Annotated in this window: 16 protein-coding genes and 2 pseudogenes; 8 read left to right on the plus strand and 10 right to left on the minus strand. The window is 69.7% G+C overall.

What is annotated here, in order from left to right; translation table 11 throughout:
* From O3Q52_RS27425 to O3Q52_RS27450, 6 genes and pseudogenes are all read left to right on the plus strand, one after another.
* A partial coding sequence (locus O3Q52_RS27425; protein ID WP_269651401.1) for a helix-turn-helix domain-containing protein occupies positions 1 to 416 on the plus strand: 416 nt, incomplete at its 5' end.
* Positions 417 to 626: 210 nt separating this feature from the next.
* A complete protein-coding gene (locus O3Q52_RS27430; RefSeq protein ID WP_269651402.1) occupies positions 627 to 1,400 on the plus strand; it encodes an IclR family transcriptional regulator in 774 nt (257 codons plus the stop codon).
* Entirely contained in the window at positions 1,397 to 2,266 is an 870-nt protein-coding gene (locus O3Q52_RS27435) for an SMP-30/gluconolactonase/LRE family protein (RefSeq protein ID WP_269651403.1), read from the plus strand. Before O3Q52_RS27430 ends, O3Q52_RS27435 begins: the two co-directional genes overlap by 4 nt.
* A 190-nt stretch (positions 2,267 to 2,456) precedes the next feature.
* Positions 2,457 to 2,651: pseudogene (locus O3Q52_RS27440) on the plus strand (sugar transporter); the annotation flags it as partial.
* A 64-nt stretch (positions 2,652 to 2,715) separates the two neighbouring features.
* A complete protein-coding gene (locus tag O3Q52_RS27445) occupies positions 2,716 to 4,230 on the plus strand; it encodes an alpha-N-arabinofuranosidase (protein WP_269651404.1) in 1,515 nt (504 codons plus the stop codon).
* Positions 4,231 to 4,414: 184 nt separating this feature from the next.
* Positions 4,415 to 4,825, plus strand: coding sequence for a sulfite exporter TauE/SafE family protein (locus tag O3Q52_RS27450; RefSeq protein WP_269651405.1), 411 nt, complete (start codon positions 4,415 to 4,417; stop codon positions 4,823 to 4,825).
* Between the two features lie 5 nt (positions 4,826 to 4,830).
* Here O3Q52_RS27450 and O3Q52_RS27455 read toward each other — a convergent pair whose 3' ends face one another.
* Positions 4,831 to 6,363 carry a helix-turn-helix domain-containing protein gene (locus tag O3Q52_RS27455; protein WP_269651406.1) on the minus strand — a complete coding sequence of 511 codons (1,533 nt, stop codon included), beginning with the start codon at positions 6,361 to 6,363 and terminating at the stop codon, positions 4,831 to 4,833.
* A gap of 66 nt (positions 6,364 to 6,429) precedes the next feature.
* Positions 6,430 to 7,335: a LysR family transcriptional regulator gene (locus O3Q52_RS27460; protein ID WP_269651407.1), complete on the minus strand. Its 906-nt coding sequence runs from the start codon at positions 7,333 to 7,335 to the stop codon at positions 6,430 to 6,432.
* Positions 7,336 to 7,457: 122 nt separating this feature from the next.
* Here O3Q52_RS27460 and O3Q52_RS27465 point away from each other — a divergent pair, with 122 nt between their 5' ends.
* Positions 7,458 to 7,745: a hypothetical protein gene (locus tag O3Q52_RS27465; RefSeq protein ID WP_269651408.1), complete on the plus strand. Its 288-nt coding sequence runs from the start codon at positions 7,458 to 7,460 to the stop codon at positions 7,743 to 7,745.
* 209 nt (positions 7,746 to 7,954) lie between these two features.
* Here O3Q52_RS27465 and O3Q52_RS27470 read toward each other — a convergent pair whose 3' ends face one another.
* The 8 genes from O3Q52_RS27470 to O3Q52_RS27505 form a co-directional block, all read right to left on the minus strand.
* Positions 7,955 to 9,592 carry a histidinol-phosphate transaminase gene (locus O3Q52_RS27470; protein ID WP_269651409.1) on the minus strand — a complete coding sequence of 546 codons (1,638 nt, stop codon included), beginning with the start codon at positions 9,590 to 9,592 and terminating at the stop codon, positions 7,955 to 7,957.
* A gap of 128 nt (positions 9,593 to 9,720) precedes the next feature.
* Positions 9,721 to 10,767: an aldose epimerase family protein gene (locus O3Q52_RS27475; RefSeq protein WP_269651410.1), complete on the minus strand. Its 1,047-nt coding sequence runs from the start codon at positions 10,765 to 10,767 to the stop codon at positions 9,721 to 9,723.
* 118 nt (positions 10,768 to 10,885) lie between these two features.
* Entirely contained in the window at positions 10,886 to 12,130 is a 1,245-nt protein-coding gene (mmsB, locus tag O3Q52_RS27480; protein WP_189838036.1) for a multiple monosaccharide ABC transporter permease, read from the minus strand.
* Between the two features lie 5 nt (positions 12,131 to 12,135).
* Positions 12,136 to 13,677, minus strand: a complete 1,542-nt coding sequence (gene mmsA / locus O3Q52_RS27485; RefSeq protein ID WP_269651411.1) for a multiple monosaccharide ABC transporter ATP-binding protein — start codon at positions 13,675 to 13,677, stop codon at positions 12,136 to 12,138.
* Between the two features lie 32 nt (positions 13,678 to 13,709).
* On the minus strand, positions 13,710 to 14,819 hold the full coding sequence (gene chvE / locus O3Q52_RS27490) for a multiple monosaccharide ABC transporter substrate-binding protein (protein WP_269651412.1): 1,110 nt from the start codon (positions 14,817 to 14,819) through the stop codon (positions 13,710 to 13,712).
* Between the two features lie 133 nt (positions 14,820 to 14,952).
* Entirely contained in the window at positions 14,953 to 15,921 is a 969-nt protein-coding gene (locus tag O3Q52_RS27495) for a hypothetical protein (RefSeq protein ID WP_269651413.1), read from the minus strand.
* Positions 15,922 to 16,069: 148 nt separating this feature from the next.
* Positions 16,070 to 17,083, minus strand: coding sequence for a zinc-binding dehydrogenase (locus O3Q52_RS27500; protein WP_269651414.1), 1,014 nt, complete (start codon positions 17,081 to 17,083; stop codon positions 16,070 to 16,072).
* 172 nt (positions 17,084 to 17,255) lie between these two features.
* Positions 17,256 to 18,416, minus strand: a complete 1,161-nt coding sequence (locus O3Q52_RS27505) for a mandelate racemase/muconate lactonizing enzyme family protein (protein WP_143631699.1) — start codon at positions 18,414 to 18,416, stop codon at positions 17,256 to 17,258.
* Between the two features lie 255 nt (positions 18,417 to 18,671).
* On the opposite strand from O3Q52_RS27505, the pseudogene O3Q52_RS27510 reads away from it, so the two are divergent.
* Positions 18,672 to 18,866: pseudogene (locus tag O3Q52_RS27510) on the plus strand (hypothetical protein); the annotation flags it as partial.

The raw sequence follows: 18,866 nt of genomic DNA on the forward strand, positions 1-18,866 counted from the left end.
CGGCGAAGTCGCTGCGCTGGGCCGAGGCGGCGGTACGGCTCATGGAGCGCGGGCTGCTGCCGCCGGGCGAGGTGCTGTACTGCACCCAGCACACGGAGGCGCTGGTCCTGCTGCAGCCCGAGGAGCTGATCGACGACCTGGCGCTGCGGTGTCTGGAGCCGCTCGCCCACTGCGGGCCCACGCACGGGCGTCGGCTCGCGGAGACCCTGCTGGCGTGGCTGGAGACGCGGGGCGGGGCTCCCGAGGTGGCCGCGCGCCTCGGGGTCCATCCGCAGACCGTGCGGTATCGCCTTCGGCAGATCAGGGAGCTGTGGGGGGACGAGGTCGACGACCCCGACCGGCGCTTCGAGCTGGAACTGGTGCTTCGGGCTCAGCGGCTTCGGGGGGAACTGGGAGACCCGCGCGCCCGGCGTTGAGCGACATCCGCTCCCGCGCCGGCCGCCTTCTTTCCCGGCCACCCACCCGTTTACTGCATGCGCTCGGGTGGTCGCCCGCCCCGCCCCACCCGTAACCGCTCGCCCACCCATTGTCGCAAGGCCATTGCCCGGCCGTAATCGGTATGAGTAGCCTGTGTTCGCTATGCCGATCGTCTGTTGAAATTTCGAACACAAGGGAGGGGGCCAGTTGTGGGACGCCTCGTACCTGCCGTAACCAGGGCTCTCGACATACTCGAGCTTTTCCTCGACGGAGACGGCACGCTCTCCGCCCCCGACATCGTGCGCAAGCTCCAGTTGCCGCGCACCACGGTGCATGAACTGGTGACGACACTTGCCGCCCGTTCGTACATCACGCCCGTACCGGGTCAGCCGGGACGTTACCGGCTGGGGGTGCGCCCGTACCAGCTCGGCAGCCGTTATTCCGAGCAGCTCGACCTCGCCGCCGAGGGGCAGCAGGTCGCCCGGTCCGTCGCGGAGACCTGTGACGAGACCGTGCACGTGGCGATCCTGGAGGGCACGGACGTCATCTACATCGCCAAGGTCGACTCCACGCACGCGGTGCGCATGGTGTCCGCCGCGGGCCGCCGGCTGCCCGCCCACTGCACCTCCGTGGGCAAGATGCTGCTCGCCTCGCTCTCCGAGCCCGAGCTGACCTCGCGGATCCCCGACGACGCCGACCTGGTCCGGATGACGCCGAACAGCATCACCGAGCCGGCCGCCCTGCGCGAGGCCCTCACCGAGATCCGCGCCCGCGGCATCGCGGTGGAGAGCCGCGAGTCGAACCCCGACGTCAGCTGTGTCGCCGCGCCGGTGCGCGACCGCACGGGCCAGGTCGTGGCCGCGCTCTCCATCTCCGTACCGATGATCCGCTGGAGCGACGAGCGCCGTGCCGAGCTGGAGCAGCTCGCCGCGAAGGGCGCCGCCGAGCTGTCGGAGCGGCTCGGCTACCGGAGCGTGGGATGACGTACGCATTCGAGGTGGCCGTCCAGGCGGAGGCGGCCCTCGGTGAAGGTCCCACCTGGGACGCCGATGCCCAGCGGCTGATCTGGATCGACATCCTCGGCTCCCGGGTGCATACGTACGACCCGGTGTCCGGCCGAAGTGTGGTCATGGTGACCGAGCAGCATGTGGGGGCGGCGAAGCCGCGCGTGGGGGGTGGCCTGGTCGTCAACCTCCGTGACGGCGTGGGGCTTTACGGTCCCGGCGGGGGGTCCTCCAGCGGTCCGGGCGACTTCCGGTGGCTGCACCGGGAGGTCGTTCCCGGCCGTCGCGCCAACGACGCGGCGGTCGCGCCCGACGGCGCCCTGTGGGCGGGCACCATGCGCTACGACGAGGCGCCGGGCGGCGGCACCCTTTCCCGTGTCGCCCCCGACGGCACGGTCGAGACGGCCCTCGACGACGTGGCGGTGAGCAACGGCACGGGCTGGAGCCCCGACGGCCGCCTCATGTACTACATCGACTCGCCGACCCGCCGGATCGACGTCTTCGACTTCGACGGCCAACGGGCAACCGGCAGGCGCCAGTTGGTGATCATCGAGGAGGGCGACGGTTTCCCCGACGGCCTCACCGTCGACGCCGACGGCTGCGTCTGGGTCGCCCTGTGGGACGGCGGCGCGGTCCGCCGCTACACCCCGGACGGCAAGCTCGACCGTGTCGTGGAGCTGCCGGTACCGCGCCCCACGGCCTGCGCGTTCGGCGGCGCCGACCTGACCGATCTGTACATCACGACAGCCCGTACGGGCCTGGAGGCGCCGCACCCGCTCGCCGGCTCGGTGCTCGTCGTCCCCGGCGCGGGCAAGGGGCTGCCCCAGCCCGCGTTCGCCGGCTGACCGCGCGGCCGACGTTCCGTAGAGCGGCCGACGTTCCGCAGAGCATCTGGGAAAGCACCTGGGGCCCCCGTCCGATCGCCGGACGGGGGCCGCTGTTTTCGCGCGAACCATTGACTAGTAAGCGCTTCCTATCTACGGTCCCGTTCGAGGTTGCGAGCGTTCACCGAAATCTCGAACAGCTAGGCAAGGTATGGGACGACCTGGCCTGAATCGCAGGCAGGTCCTGGCGGGACTGAGCGGGCTGACGGTCGCGGGCAGCCTCGGGTTCGCCGCACTCGGCACCGGGGCGGACGCGCTCGCCTCCGGTGCGGACACCCGCGTCCGCTACTGGAACCTCTTCAGCGGCGGCGACGGATACAACATGATCGCGATGCTGGACGCCTTCCCCACGAACCCGCACCCGCCAACGAAACAGGAACCACCCACCCCGAAAGGCGAACAAGGCGACCATGCAGGACAAGGCCCGCTTCACCCTCGACCCCGCCTTCACCATCGGCGAAGTCAACCCCCGTCTCTTCGGCTCGTTCGTGGAACACCTGGGCCGCTGCGTCTACACCGGCATCTTCGAGCCGGGCCACCCCGAGGCCGACGAAGCGGGCCTGCGGACGGACGTACTGGAACTCGTCCGCGAACTCGGCGTCACAGCCGTCCGCTACCCCGGCGGCAACTTCGTCTCCGGCTACAAGTGGGAGGACTCGGTCGGCCCGGCCGAGGAACGCCCCCGCCGGCTCGACCTCGCCTGGCGGTCGACGGAGACCAACCGCTTCGGGCTCTCCGAGTACATCGCCTTCCTGAAGAAGATCGGCCCGCAGGCCGAGCCGATGATGGCCGTCAACCTCGGGACCAGGGGAGTGGCGGAGGCCCTGGAGCTCCAGGAGTACGCCAACCACCCGGCCGGCACCGCCCTGTCCGAGCAGCGGATCGCGCACGGCGACAAGGACCCGTTCGGCATCAAGATGTGGTGCCTCGGCAACGAGATGGACGGTCCGTGGCAGACCGGCCACAAGACCGCCGAGGAGTACGGACGGGTCGCCGCCGAGACCGCCCGCGCGATGCGGCAGATCGACCCCTCCGTCGAACTGGTCGCCTGCGGCTCCTCCAGCCAGTCCATGCCGACCTTCGCCGAGTGGGAGGCGACGGTCCTCACGGAGACGTACGACCTCGTCGACTACGTCTCCCTGCACGCCTACTACGAGCCCCAGGACGGCGACGTCGACTCCTTCCTGGCCTCCGCCGTGGACATGGAGTCGTTCATCGAGAACGTCGTCGCCACCTGCGACCACATCGGCGCGAAGCTCAAGTCGAAGAAGAAGATCAACCTCTCCTTCGACGAGTGGAACGTCTGGTACATCTCGGGCTGGCACGCGATCGAGAACACCGCCGAGCGGGACTGGGCGGAGGCCCCCCGCCTCCTTGAGGACAACTACAGCGTCATGGACGCGGTCGTCTTCGGCTCGCTCCTCGTCGCGCTGCTGCGGCACGCCGACCGGGTGACCGTCGCCTGTCTCGCCCAGCTCGTCAACGTCATCGCGCCGATCATGACCGAGCCGGGCGGCCCGGCCTGGCGGCAGACGACGTTCTTCCCGTTCGCGCAGGCCTCGCGGTACGGGCGCGGGGAGGTCCTCGACGTACGGGTCGACTCGCCCACGTACGAGACGAAGAAGTACGGGGAGACCGACCTGCTGCACGCCACCGCCGTGCGCGCGGAGGACGGCTCGGTCACCGTCTTCGCGGTCAACCGCAGCCGGACGGAGGCGCTGCCGCTCGAAGTCGCCCTGAACGGGCTGGAGTTGACCTCGGTCGTCGAGCACAGCGTGCTCGCGGACGCGGATCCGGACGCCCGCAACACGCTCGCCGAGCCGGACCGGGTCGCTCCGCGGGCCGTGCAGGGGACCACGCTCCAGGACGGCACGCTGAGCGCTGTCCTGGAGCCGCTGTCCTGGAACGTGATCCGGCTGGCCTGAGGCCGGCCCGACCGCTTGTGGTGCCCCGGTCCCCTCCGGCCGGGGCACCTGTCCGTGGCACCCGTGAGGGTGTCTGTGCGGTGTGCTCATCTCCCGCTCAGGCAATCCTCACCTTCGGCACCTACCGTCCCGTGCGTCCCTTCCACCTTTCGAGGGGACAAAGCGACCAGACGGGACGGACACGATGCGCACGCTGGTACTGCTCGCCCTGGCGGGCCTCGGTGCCCAGCTGGTGGACGGCAGCCTCGGCATGGCCTACGGCGTGACCTCGACCACCCTGCTGCTCTCCATGGGCACCAACCCGGCCGCCGCCTCGGCCACCGTCCACCTCGCCGAGATCGGTACGACGCTGATGTCCGGCGCCTCGCACTGGCGGTTCGGGAACGTGGACTGGAAGGTCGTCGCGAAGATCGGCGTCCCCGGTGCGGTCGGGGCCTTCATCGGCGCGACCGTGCTGTCCGGGCTGTCGCGCAGTTCCCCGCGGCCCTCAAGGGCGCCTCGCGCCCTCTTCGGGCGCGGCGAATGGTCTCCCCCGTGGACCATTCGCCGCCGCACCGGATGGTTGGGGCGTCGGTGTCGACTGCCCCTCCAGTGAGCACGTTAGGAGGCGGCGTGCTTCGGGGACCACTGTGCACGGTGGCCAGATTCGTCCGTGGGGTGTGCACGGTGCGCAGTCGTGACGCGCAGGGCGTGGACGAGGTCGTGGATGCCGGAACCGGTGGTCAGCAGGTCGCGGTTGAGGAGGCCCTCGGCGGCCCGCAGATGGGCGCGGACCGTGTTGCGGCTGAGACCCACCCGTGAGGCCGTGCGCTGCGCGTCGGTGTTGGCGTCGATCCAGGCCTCCACAGTGCGGTACAGACCGCGGTGCCGGGTGTTGTGGAGGGGGCGGAGGAAGGGCTCCGCCCACGCGGTGGCGGGAGCGGTGCGCAGGAGTTCGCCGAGCGGTGGCGCGACCGGCTGGACGGCGTCGGTGGGATCGGACTGGAGGGGGCTGAGGGACAGGGCCAGATCGAGCGTGGCACGGGTGCGTACCTCGCCCAGGTCGATGCCCAGGGCCTCCTCCGCCCGGCGGCAGTGGGCGGTGACGGTGGTGCGGCTGAGGTGAAGCAGACGGGCCACGCCGGACCGGGTGAACGTCACGGCCAGACGGACGACGTCCACGGTGGGCTTGGGGGCGTCGTGCAGCGGCTCCAGGTAGGCGCGCGCCCAGGCGAGGGCCGCCCGGCGAGGCAGTACGTGCACCAGCGAGGGCCGTCCCCGGTACGCGGCCAGCCGGTCGGGGGAGTTGCGGGCGACGGCGAGGGCGTGCACGGCCTCGCCGTAGGCCTCGCCCGTGGCGGCCAGCGGGTGCGGTCTGCTGACGCCCAGCGCGTACCCGGGGTTCTCGCTGACCAGCCGGCGCAGCATCTCGCCCTGCTGGAAACGGCCGCCGAGTTCCGGGTCCTCGGCGACGGGGCAGATCAGCTGCTCCTTGAACACCGGGCAGTTCACCATCAGCCCCGGGCCGTGGTAGCCCGACGCGTCCAGATAGGTCCTGGCCAGCCGGTCGCGGTCGTCGGGCGGGCAGTGCAGGAGATGGACCCGTACGCGCTCCGCGTTCAGCAGCGGCGGTACGTCACCCGTGGTCATCCGGCGCGCCATGGTGACATCGCCGGCGAGCAGGGCGGTCAGGACCGCGAACCGCAGCTGCGCCGCCTTCGCCTCGTAGCCGCGTGAGCCGGCGTCGCCCTCCGACGCCCGTCCCAGCAGTTCGACGAGGCCACCCGCCTGCGAGGCCAGCAGTACGGCCTCCCGGGGCAGCGGCGAGGCGCTGACCGTCACCAGCACCGGACGCGGCTCGCGCGCGCCGAAGGCCTCCAGGTGCACTTCCAGCTCGCCGGCCTGTGTCGTGGCCGCGGCCAGCCGACCATGGGTCAGGCGTGCCACCTGGTCACGCAGTTCGTCGGCGACCTGCCGGGGGAAGCCCGCCGTCGCCGCCTCGACCGTGCCCCGGCGTCCGATCCACGCCGCGTCCGCCCCGATCCGCCGGCCGAGCCATCGCAGCACTTCCGTGGGGCTCCCGTCCCGCCGTACGAGCCGCAGCAGCTCGTCGAGACTCTCCGCCTGCCCCAGCGCCTCCACAGCTCGACTCACCTTCCCGCCACCGCGACGAACCTCCAATTCGGAACCATAAAGGCTGTTCCTGTCTCCCCGCCTCCGTCACGCCACCGCCGTCGGCGCGAGGGCCCGCAGTTCGCCCAACGCCGCGGCGACGGAGGGGCGTTCGTGGCCGCCGGCGCGGGTGCAGGTGAGGAGTTTGCGGTGCGGGTCGCCGACGCACCGGACGCGGGTTATCGGCAGGTGCGGGGTCAGATGCGCGAGCCGGGGGATGAGGGCGACCCCCAGGCCGTGGGCGACGAGGTGGGCCATCGCGTTCCAGTCCCGCGAGTGGTGGACGACGTCGGGGGTGAAGCCGGCCGCACCGCACGCCGAGAGCACGTGCACCCGGCAGGGGTTGTCCTGGACCGGCGCGATCCAGTCCTCGCGCGCCGCCTCCGCGAGGTCGACCCGGCGCAGCCCCGCCAGCCGGTGGCGGTCGGGCACGACCAGGTCGAACGGGTCGTCCAGGAGCGGCTGCTGGTCGAAGCGGGCGTCGCCGAGCGGCGGGTTGCGCGGAGTCGCCTCGACGACCGCGAGATCGGTCTCGCCCTCGAAGAGCAGGTCGAAGCTCGACGGGACCTCCGCCTCCTGTATCCGTACGGAGAGCCGGGGGTGGCGCTCCCGCAGCCGGGCCGCCATCGGGGCGAGCAGCACCGAGATCGCCACCGGGATACCGCTCACCCGCAGCAGCCCGGCCGGATCGCCGTGGTCGGCCCGCAGATCCAGTTCGGCCCGATCCCAGCGGGCCTGGATCGCGTCGGCGTGCGTGATCAGACTCCGCGCGGCCTGTGTGAGCCGTACGCCGCGGCCCTGGGGCTCCAGCAGATCGACGCCCAGCTCACGCGCGAGCTGGCGGACCTGCTGCGAGGCGGCGGACGTCGTGAGGTGCAGGGCGCGGGCGGCGGCGGTCACCGTGCCGTAGTGCTCGACGGCCCGCAGTACGTGTAGCCGGCGCAGATCAATCATGAAGTCCACGCTTCAAGGTGAGGTCCAGAAAGTCAACCTGGACGTACACGAAGGTCCCGTTACACGCTGGAGGTGTCGCGACGGTCCACCACCCGACCACCCGCACGAGGAGTTGCAGACAGATGACCAGCACCGCCCACCCCCATGACCGGCCCGCCGGCGACGCGTGCCCGTACTGCGGCTGGCCCGACCGCGCGGAGCCCTTCCAGATGGTGTCCCGGCACGGAACCGCGGCGGGCCACACGGTGTGGACCCGCTGCGGGTGCGGTTCGCTTCAGATGCGTGTCGTGGATGCGTGCGGCATGAACGTGGTCTCGCGCAGCCGGCCCGCCGCGGGGGTCACCCCCGGTGGGGTGGGGTGTGAGCTGCGGGCCGGTGGGGGCGGGCCGCGCAGTTCCCCGCGCCCCTAAAGGATTGCGCAGTTCCCCGCGCCCCTAAAAGCCGAAAGACTGCGCCGTTCCCCCGCGCCCCTGAAGGTACGGGTAAGGGGTGCGGGCCCGCGGCTCCCCTCCGGGTGCGGGCCCGCACCGCCTGTGCCGGGGCCGGGAGGGTCCTGGACCTCCCGGCCGGCGAGGGCCCCGTTGCGGGATGCGGGGCCCCCGGGCAACCGGTCCGGTGGTCAGCCGACCCGGTCGACAGCGGCGGCCGGCCAGCCGGCGCCGTTCGGCGGCGTGTTCGGCCAGCCGGTGGCCTGCTGCGGCACGGGTTGGGGCACCGGCTGCGGCATGGCCTGGGGCTGCGGTTGCGGGAACCCCTGCGGCTGACCCTGTGCGTTCACGGCGGTCAGCCCTCCCGGCATGCCCGTCGTGCCACGGGTCTGGGCGGCCGTGAGCGGCTGCGGCTGCCCGGGGATCCCGTTCGCCGCGGCGGTGAACTGCTGGGGCTGTCCCACCATTCCGTTGGCAGGGGCGGTGAACTGCTGGGGCTGTCCCACCATTCCGTTGGCCGCGGCGGTCAGCGGCTGGGGCTGCGCGACCATTCCGTTCGCGGCGGCCGTGAGCGGCTGGGGCTGCCCGGCCATCCCGTTGGCCGCCGCGGCGATCCCCGGATAGCCCTGCCCGCTGGTCGAACTGACGAGCCGGTCGACCGCCGCCGTACCCGAGCTGTAGCTGGTCCCTGTGCTCAGCTCGGGCACGGCGGCTCCCCTCCTGTTCCCGTAGAGCACCGACTCCAGGCCGGACACCAGGCGACGCACGTCCACCTGGGGGCGCACCACGAGCCGCAGGAAGCGGCTGGACGAGCCGATCTTGTTGCCGCACTCGCGGACCAGGATCCGGTGCTCGGTGAGCAGGCGGTCCCGGACCACGGTGCCCTCGGCACCCACGGGGAGGCGCACGAAGAGGAAGTTGCCCTGCGAGGGGTAGACCGTGAGGCCGGGCAGCGTGGAGAGCTGGCGGGCCATGTCGAGGCGGTCGCGGCGCACCATGTGCAGGCTCTCCACGTACTCGGCCCCGTAGTCCTTGAGCATGAAGACCACGGTCTCCGCGAAGGCGTTCAGGTTCCACTTCGGCAGCATCGAGCGGATCCTGCCCGCCAGGCCCGGGTTGGCCACCATGTAGCCGAACCGCACGCCGTGCAGACCGAAGTTCTTGCCGAGGCTGCGCAGCACGATGACGTTGGGGCGCATCACCGCCTCCTCGACGATGCTCGGCTCGTTCTCCGCGTCGGCGAACTCCAGGAACGACTCGTCGATGACGATCAGGTCGAGGTCGGCGAGCGCGTCGCAGAACGCCAGGATCGTCTGCTTGGGCACGAAGCCGCCGTCAGGGTTGTTCGGGTTGCAGATGACGGCCGCGCGGGTGCCCCTGGAGCGGATGAACTGGATGTACTGGGCCGGGTCGAGGGCGAAGCCGTTGCTCTCCTGGAGCGGGAACATGTCGACGCGCTTGCCGGTCTCCAGCGGCTGGTCGGTCCAGCGGCCGAAGGTGGGGACGGGGATGGCGAGCGACTCCCGGACCAGCAAGTGGTCGATCCAGGTGATCAGTTCTGTGGACCCGTTGCCCATTGCCACGCACTGCGGGGGAAGTTGCAGCAGATTGCACAGCTCGGCGGTGATGGTGTCCGCGCTGCTCGGGTAGTACGTGATGATGTCGCGCAGCCGGTTGGTCAGCTCGTCCATCATCCTGGGCGAGGGAAAGTACGGATTGCACGGGATGCAGAAGTCCACCGGACCCGCCTCCCCGCTCTCGCGTGCCAGCGCGGCCATCGAGGGGCTGTGCGCGCCGGTGCGGAACAGCGAGGTGACATTGTCGGCCATGGACCCTCCGTCCTTGAGGGGCGGCCCGAGCGGGGATACGCGGGCCGCCCCTTAGTACGGGCGGCTGTGTGTCTCTGTTCAACGACTGTGAATCGATGTGGAAATTGTGAACCACCTGTGAAGGTCGGTCACGAGTTGAACGAGTGGACGGTCGTCGAGCGGTACGTCCCGCCGGGCCTGAGCACGGTCGACGGGAACTCCGGGCGGTTCGGCGAGTCCGGGAAGTGCTGGGTCTCCAGGCACAGCGCGCTGCCAGGACCGTATGCCCGGCCGCCGGGGCCCACCAGGTCTCCGTCCAGGAAGTTGCCCGAGTAGAACTGCACACCGGGCTCGGTCGTCGCGATCCTCAGGGTGCGGCCGGAGACCGGTTCGCGGAGGGTCGCGAAGTGCTCGGGCCGCTCCGTGAGCCCCTTGTCGAGGACCAGGTTGTGGTCGAACCCCTTGGTGTGCAGGAGTTGTCGGTCGGGCCGGCCGAGATCCTCGCCGACGGTCTTCGGCGTACGGAAGTCGAAGGCGGTGCCCGTGACCTCGGCGAGTTCGCCGGTGGGGACGAGGTTCGCGTCGACCGGTGTGAAGCGGGAGGCGGCGATGGTCAGTTCGTGGTCGTGGACCGGGCCGCCGCTCTCGCCCGCGAGGTTCCAGTACACGTGGTTGGTGAGGTTGACGACCGTGGCCCGGTCGGTGGTGGCCTCGTAGTCGATGCGCCAGTCGCCGTCACCGGTGAGCGTGTACGTGACCTTCGTCGTCAGTGTGCCGGGGTAGCCCATCTCGCCGTCGGGGCTGGTGCGGCGCAGGACCAGGCCCACGTCGGAGCCGGAGGTGAACTCCTCCACGGCCCACACGTGTTTGTCGAAGCCGTCGGGCCCGCCGTGCAGGTTGTTCCCGCCGTCGTTGACGGGGAGTTGGTGGTTCTCGCCGTCGAGGGTGAACCTGCCGCCGGCGATGCGGTTGCCGTACCGGCCGATGACGGCGCCGAAGTACGGACTGGACGCCTCGTACTCCTCGATCGTCCCGAAACCGAGCGACACGTTCGCGTACCGGCCGTGGCGGTCCGGGAGTTCGAGCGACTGGACGACTCCGCCGTACGAGAGGACCTTCAGCCGGGTGCCGCCGTTCTCCAGCGACCACCGGTGGACCTTCGTGCCGTCGGCGAGTGTTCCGAAAAGTTCCTTCACGGTCGTCCTGTCTTCCAACTGTCCTACAGAGCTTGGCTGCTGCCGCGGTACGTAAAGAAGCCGTACACAGAGAAATGGGGCCCCACGGGCATGCGCCCGTGGGGCCCCACCGAGAACGCTAGGAACCGACCTTGCGCTTGTTCCACACGTCGAAGCCGACCGCCGCGAGGAGCACCAGGCCCTTGATGACCTGCTGCCAGTCGCTGCCGACGCCGACGAGGTTCATGCCGTTGTTCAGGACACCGAGGACGACACCACCGATGATCGCGCCGAGGACCGTGCCCACGCCGCCGCTCATCGACGCGCCGCCGATGAACGACGCGGCGATCGCCTCCAGTTCGAAGTTCACACCGGCCTTGGGCGAGGCCGCGTTGAAGCGGGCCGCGAAGACCAGACCGGCCAGCGCCGCGAGCATGCCCATGTTGAGGAAGACCAGGAAGGTGACCTTCTTGTCCCGCACACCGGACAGCTTCGCCGCGGGCAGGTTGCCGCCGATCGCGTACACGTGGCGGCCGATGACGGCGTTGCGCATCACATAGCCGAAGCCCACGACGAGGACGCCGAGGATGATCAGCACCACCGGGGCGCCCTTGTAGCTGGCGAGCATCATCGTCACCGTGAGCACGGCCGCGACCAGGGCCACGATCTTCAGCAGGAAGAGCTTGGCGGGCGGCACCTCCAGCGCGAACTCCTGCTGCCGCCTGCGGTCACGGACCTCCTGCAGCACCACGAACGCGATCACGGCGAAGCCGAGCAGCAGCGTGAGGTTGTGGTAGTTGGTGTCCGGGCCGACCTCGGGAAGGAAGCCGTTGGAGACGTCCTGCAGACCCTTGGGGAACGGGCCGATCGTCTGGCCCTCCAGGAAGATCTCGGTCAGACCGCGGAAGAGCAGCATGCCCGCGAGGGTGACGATGAACGAGGGTATGCCGAGATAGGCGATGAAGAACCCCTGCACGGCCCCCGCGGCGGCGCCCAGGAGCAGGCACAGCACCACGGCCAACGGCCAGGGGATGTCGTGGTTGACCATCAGTACGGCCGCCACCGCGCCCACGAAGGCGGTGAGCGAGCCGACCGACAGGTCGATGTGGCCCGCGATGATGACGAGCATCATGCCGATCGCGAGGATCAGGATGTAGCTGTTCTGCAGCACCAGGTTGGAGACGTTGCGCGGCAGCAGCAGGTCGCCGTCCGTCCACACCGCGAACAGCACCACGATCAGACCGAGAGCGATCAGCATGCCGTACTGCCGCATGTTGCGGCGCATACCGTCGATCATCAGCTGCAGCAGGCCGTCGCCCCCGGTCGAGTCGCCCTTGCCGGCGGGCGCCGGCGCGGGGGACTTGGCGGTCACGTTCGTGCTCATCGCTCTTACCTCTTGTCCTTCGTCATCTGGCGCATCAGCACTTCCTGCGTGGCCTCGGCCCGCGGGACCTCACCGGTCAGCCGTCCGGCGGCCATCGTGTAGATGCGGTCGCACATTCCGAGCAGTTCGGGCAGCTCGGAGGAGATGAAGACGACCGCCTTGCCCTCGGCGGCCAGTTTGTCGATGACCGTGTAGATCTCGAACTTGGCGCCCACGTCGATCCCGCGGGTCGGCTCGTCCAGGATCAGCACGTCCGGACCCGCGAAGATCCACTTGCTGAGGACGACCTTCTGCTGGTTGCCGCCCGACAGCTTGCCCACCGGTTCGAAGACCGTCGGCGCCTTGATGTTCATCGACTTGCGGAAGCGCTCGGCGACCTGCCGCTCCTCGTGCTCGTCCACGACACCGCGCTTGGCCACCTTCCCCAGGGCACTGAGGGAGATGTTGCGGTTGATCGTGTCGATGAGGTTGAGGCCGTAGTGCTTGCGGTCCTCCGTCACGTACGCGATCCCGTGCTTGACCGCCTCGGGCACGGTCTTCGTACGGATCTCCGTACCGTCCTTGAGGACGGTGCCGCTCGCGTACCGGCCGTAGGTGCGCCCGAACACGCTCATCGCGAGCTCGGTGCGCCCGGCGCCCATGAGCCCGGCGATGCCGACGATCTCCCCGCGGCGCACCTGGATCGACACGTCGTCGACGACCTTGCGCTGCTGGTCGATCGGGTGGTGGACGGTCCAGTTGCGGATCTCCAGGGCCGGAGCCGCGCCCGCCTCCGCCTCGTGCGGGGTGCGCTCCGGGAAGCGGTGGTCGAGGTCGCGCCCGACCATGCCGCTGATGATCCGGTCCTCGGTGGTCTCCGCGGCCTTCACGTCGAGGGTCTCGATGGACCGCCCGTCGCGCAGGATCGTCACCGAGTCGGCGACCGCCTCGATCTCGTTGAGCTTGTGCGAGATGATGATCGAGGTGATGCCCTGGTCCTTCAGACCCCGGATGAGGTCCAGCAGCTTGCCGCTGTCCTCGTCGTTCAGAGCCGCGGTCGGCTCGTCGAGGATCAGCAGCTTCACCTTCTTCGACAGCGCCTTCGCGATCTCGACGAGCTGCTGCTTGCCCACGCCGATGTCGGCGACCCGGGTGTCCGGGTGATCGCTCAGCCCGACCCGCCGCAGCAGTTCGGTCGCGTGCTTCAGCGTCTCGGTCCAGCTGATGAACCCGCGCGTGGCGTGCTCGTTGCCGAGGAAGATGTTCTCCGCGATGGAGAGGTACGGCACCAGCGCGAGCTCCTGGTGGATGATCACAATGCCGTGCTGCTCGCTCGCCCGGATGTCCTTGAACTGGCAGGACTCGCCCTCGAAGAGGATGTCCCCGTCGTAGGTTCCGTGCGGATGGACGCCGGAGAGGACCTTCATGAGGGTCGACTTTCCGGCGCCGTTCTCACCGCAGATGGCGTGGACCTCGCCCGGCCGGACGCTCAGGGAGACGTCCGACAGCGCCTTGACGCCGGGAAAGGTCTTGACGATCGAGCGCATTTCCAGGACGGGTCCCGCCATGGTCGTGCCTTCCAATCCCTAGGGGGTGGCGGTTAGTTGACCGCGCCGGCCTTGACGTAACCGGAGTCGATGACGACCTTCTGGTAGTTGGTCTTGTCGACGCTCACCGGGGTCAGCAGGTACGCGGGCACGACCTTCGAGCCGTTGTTGTACGACTTGGTGTCGTTGATCTCGGGCTTCTTGTCGTTGAGCACCGAGTCGACCATGTTCGCGGCGACCTTCGCGAGCTCACGGGTGTCCTTGAAGACGGTCGCCGTCTGCTCGCCCGCCTTGATCGACTTCAGCGAGGCGACCTCGGCGTCCTGTCCGGTGACGACCGGCATCGGCTTGCTCTTGCCGTAGTCGTCCGACTTCAGCGCCGACAGGATGCCGATGGAGATGCCGTCGTACGGCGAGAGCACCGCGTCGACCTTGCCCTTCCGGTAGGCCGCGGTCAGGAGCTCCTCCATGCGCTTCTGGGCGGTGCCACCGTCCCAGCGCAGCGTGGTGACCTGGGTCAGCTTCGTCTGGCCCGACTTGACCACGAGCTGCTTCTTGTCGATGAAGGGCTGGAGGACCTTCATCGCGCCGTTGAAGAAGTACTGGGTGTTGTTGTCGTCGTTCGAACCCGCGAAGAGCTCGACGTTGAACGGGCCCTTCTTGGAGCCGTCCTTCAGACCGAGCTTCTCGACGATCTGGGTGCCCTGCAGCTCGCCGACCTTCTCGTTGTCGAACGACGCGTAGTAGTCGACGTTCGGCGAGTTGAGGATCAGGCGGTCGTAGGAGATGACCGGGATGTCGGCGTCCTTGGCCTGCTGGAGAACGTTGTCGAGCGACTTGTTGTCGATCGCCGCGATGATCAGGGCGGAGACGCCCTGCGTGATCATGTTCTCGATCTGCGAGACCTGGGTGTCGGGGTCGTCCTCGCCGTAGGCCAGCTTGGTCTTGTAGCCGGCCGCCTTGAGGTTCTTCTCCACGTTGGCGCCGTCGGCGATCCACCGCTCGGAGGACTTCGTCGGCATCGCGATGCCGACGGTGGAGCCCTTGGCGTCTCCCTTGCTGTCCCCGCTCCCGCCTTCGCTGTCCTGCCCGCAGGCGGAGAGGGTGAGGGCCAGGGAGGCGGCCGTGGCTATGGCGGAAAGCGCTGCTTTGCGATTGCGCATGATCATCTTCCTTGATGTTCTGACGGGGCTCGGTCTGGAGCTGCGAGCAGGTGGAGCGAGGATCGACCGAGAGGAGGTGTGTGGGATTGTGTTCGGCCGCGTCGTCTTTTGTGAAGGGGGTGTGTTCGGAACGTTATGAGGGAATGTCAAACCGTTGGAGTGCGCCCGGGAGCCGGGAGCCGAGCGGCGCCATGTCGCCGTCCGCCCCGTGCCGCGCGAGCAGGTCCAGGGCGAGCCGGCCGCGCCGCACCCTTTCCCGGGCCGTGGACAGCGTCACGTCCCGCATGTGGTGGCCGTACGGGTAGATCCCGGGAGCCTTGGACAGGCCGAACTTCAGGTACAGCGGGGCGCCGCGGCGGATCAGCTCGGCGACCTCGTACATGCGCACGTACCCGCCGAGATCGTCGGGGGCCTCGATGTACATGTCCATGGGGGCTGCACTGACCCGGCGGATCTCCGTCAGGTGGTCGAGCGTGAGATCGCTCGGCACGTTGATGGAGTCCCCGCCCAGTTGCTCGTACACGGCGTACGCGGCCGGGTTGACCGGGCCTATCAGCGCCGAGACCTTCAGCGTCGTGTCCGCCGGGATGATCCCGGCGACCCGGGCCCGGTGCAGGGCCCAGAGCACGCCTTCGTCAGCCACGAGGAGGCACTTTACGCCCAACTCCGTTGCACGGATGGCGTCTTCGAGACAACCCGCGACCGCATCGTGACCACGGGCGCGCAGCCCGCCGCCCCGCGAGTCGGTCCGGGTCGAGCCGCCGATGTCCCACGTGCCGCGCGGGCCCGTGAAGAGGCAGAGCTCGATGTCGCGCTCTTCGGTGGCCTCGACCATCTCGGTGATCTCGGCGTCGGTCAGCATCCAGACGCCGCTGCCCTGGCTGATCCGGTGGATCGGCACATCGAGGCGCGAGGACTCCTTGAGGACCACGGCGAGCGCTTCCGGCCCCTCGCACGAGGGGATCTCGGTGCGCCATCGGCCGCCCTCCGGGAAGGCGTGCGGTGAGGCGTCGGCGGGGGAGAGGGCGGGCGCGCCCAGGCCGAGCGCGGCGAGCGCCTGCTCACCGGGTCGACGGGCCGCCTTGGGAGAAGGGTCGGTCACGAGCTGTCCTTAGCTGGAGCTGGAGCTGGCTTTGGCGGGATTTGTGTTCGATGTGCCGGACGTGGTTCGTGGCGGTGGATGTACGCCGGTACGGAGCGTCAGGTCTCCGTACCGGCGTACGGCTCGGGGGCGGCCGGTACCGCGGGCCCTAGGGCCGCAGCAGCACCTTGCCGACCTTCGGGTCGCCGGACCCCACCAGCTCGATGGCGAAAGCGAACTCCTCCAACGGCAGCTCGTGCGTGACCAGCGGAAGGGGATCGAGGAGACCGGCACCGAAGACCCGCACCGTGTGCGCCCAGGCATCCGGCGGCGCCCCGAACACGGTGTGCACCTCCAGCTGCCGTACGACGAGATCGGTGGGGTCCAGTCCCTCGGCACCCGGAGCCGGGATCCCGGTGAGGACGAGCCGTCCGCCGCGCCGCAGCAGCGAGGCGGCGGTGGTCGCGGCGGTCGCCGACCCGGCGGTCTCGATCACCACGTCGAAGTCGTCGGGCAACGCCTGGTCCCGGGTACGGAAGTCGGTCGCGCCGAACGTCTTCGAGAGCTCCTCGCGGTCCGGGCGGGTGCCGACCACGAGCAGCTCCGAGGGCGAACCCGCCTTCAGGAACTGCACGGCGAACATGCCGAGCGTCCCGGTACCGACGACGGCCACCCGCTCGCCGGGCCGCGCGTTCGCCTTGAGCGCCGCCGCCGCGATGCAGGCCGCGGGCTCCAGCAGCGCCGCCGCCGTCAGGTCGGCGTCCTCCGGCAGTACGTGCAGCAGCCGGGCGGGCAGCGTGAGCGTGGTGGCCATGGCGCCGGGCTGGGTGAAGCCCGTCTCCTCGTAGCCGGCCGTGCACAACGTTGTCTCGCCCTCGTGGCAACGGTCGCAGACCTGGCAGTTGCGGAAGCCCTCACCGACCACCTTGCGGCCCACGAGGCCCTCCGGGACCCCGGGACCGACCGCCTCGACCGTGCCGGACCACTCGTGCCCCGGCGTCAGCGGATAACGGACATATCCCTCGGGCCGGTTGCCCTGGTACACCTCACGGTCACTGCCGCAGATACCGCTCGCGTGAACCCGCACCAGCGCCTCTCCGGCGGACGGGGCGACGGGCTCATGGGCGGCCAGCCGGTGCTCGCCCGGACCCTCGATGACGACGGCCTGCGCGGGGGCGCTCATGACTGCTCCGTGGCGGTGAGACGGGCCGAGTCCACGGCGGTGCCGCGTGCCGGGGCTCCGAAGGGGTGGTCGGCACCCCTTCGATCCGCCGCGGCGGTGCTCGACCACAGCGGCGCGTCGCGGCGGTGCCGAACCGTCCGCGGCCCGCCGCCCACCCCGGTGCCGGGCGCCGTCACTTGCCACCGCCCTTCGGCTTGCGCTGCTCCCAGCCGTCCGCCCACAGGTCGAAGCGGGCCTGCTGCTGGGGGAACTCGGCCGCCGCGTCCGTGTCCAGCTCGACGCCGAGACCCGGCTCGTGCGACAGCTCGAAGTAGCCGTCGACGACCTGCGGGGCACCCTTCACGACCTTCTTGATCTCCGCGTCCGCGAAGTCGTTGAAGTGCTCCAGGATCTTGAAGTTCGGGGAGGTGAAGCCGACTTGGAGCGAGGCGGCGGTGAGGACCGGGCCGCCGACGTTGTGCGGCGCCACGAGTACGTAGTGGGCCTCGGCGGTCGCCGCCAGCTTCCGGGTCTCCCAGATGCCGCCGATGTGGCCGACATCCGGCTGGATGATGTCCACGGCCTGGCTCTCGAAGAGCTCGCGGAACTCGATGCGGTCGTGGATGCGCTCACCGGTCGCGACCGGGATGTCGACCTTCGCCGCCACCTTCTCCAGCGCCTTCAGGTTCTCCGGCGGGACGGGCTCCTCCAGCCAGGCCGGCTTGAAGGGCGCGAGCTCGCGCGCGAGGCGGATCGCCGTGGCCGGCGAGAAGCGGCCGTGCATCTCCAGCATCAGCTCGGCCTCGGGGCCGATCGCGTCCCGGACCGCCTCGATCAGCGAGACCGCGTACAGCGACTGCTCGTGGTCGAGCTCGAAGTGACCCGTCCCGAACGGGTCGATCTTCAGCGCCTTGTACCCGCGCGCGACGACCTCCTGAGCGGCCTTGTGGTATGCCTCCGGAGTGCGCTCCGTGGTGTACCAGCCGTTGGCGTACGCCTTCACCCGGTCGGTGACCTTGCCGCCCAGCAGCTGCCACACCGGTACGCCCAGGGCCTTGCCCTTGATGTCCCAGCACGCCATCTCGATCACGGCGATGCCGGACATCACGATCTCGCCGGCCCGCCCGTAGTCGCCGTACTTCATGCGACGCACGAGGTCCTCGACAGCGAAGGGGTCGGAACCGAGAATGTGGTTGGCCTCCGCCTCCCGCAGATAGCCGAGCAGCGCGTCGGTGTGCCCCAGCATGCGGGTCTCACCGACTCCGGTGATGCCCTCGTCGGTGTGCACCTGGACATAGGTCAGGTTGCGCCACGGCGTCCCGACCACGTGTGTGCTGATTCCGGTGATGCGCACGGAAATTGCCCCTTGTGGCTCTACGGCTCTGTTCGAAATTTCGTCACACGTTCGAAATGCTGGCCAGACAGTAAGGATTCGGCGGTGGCAGTGTCAATGGGTCGAACGCACAACGGTTTCGACGCGATGGCACTGGAAGGCGACGAATGGTCGGGCCTGTCCTCAACTCGCCCAACCGGAACGGGCAGTTCAGCACAGAACTTTCACAGCTGTGACTGTGAACGTGACCTGCGCGGAGTTTAGTCTTCCGGCGTCATGGACTACTGCCACCCGTGCCAAAGGCACCTCAATGGCGCCCTCGCTTGCCCGGGGTGCGGTACATCGGCCGAAGCGTGCCGGGAGTACGCGGCTTCCCTGGAGGACCGCGAGGACGCCGTCGACGAACTCGACGACGACCCCGAGGGCGACGAGCCGGCGGATGGCGGGCGCCGGTCACCGCGCTGGGGCGGC

It is taken from the genome of Streptomyces sp. ActVer (assembly GCF_027270795.1).
Lineage (GTDB): Bacteria > Actinomycetota > Actinomycetes > Streptomycetales > Streptomycetaceae > Streptomyces > Streptomyces umbrinus_A.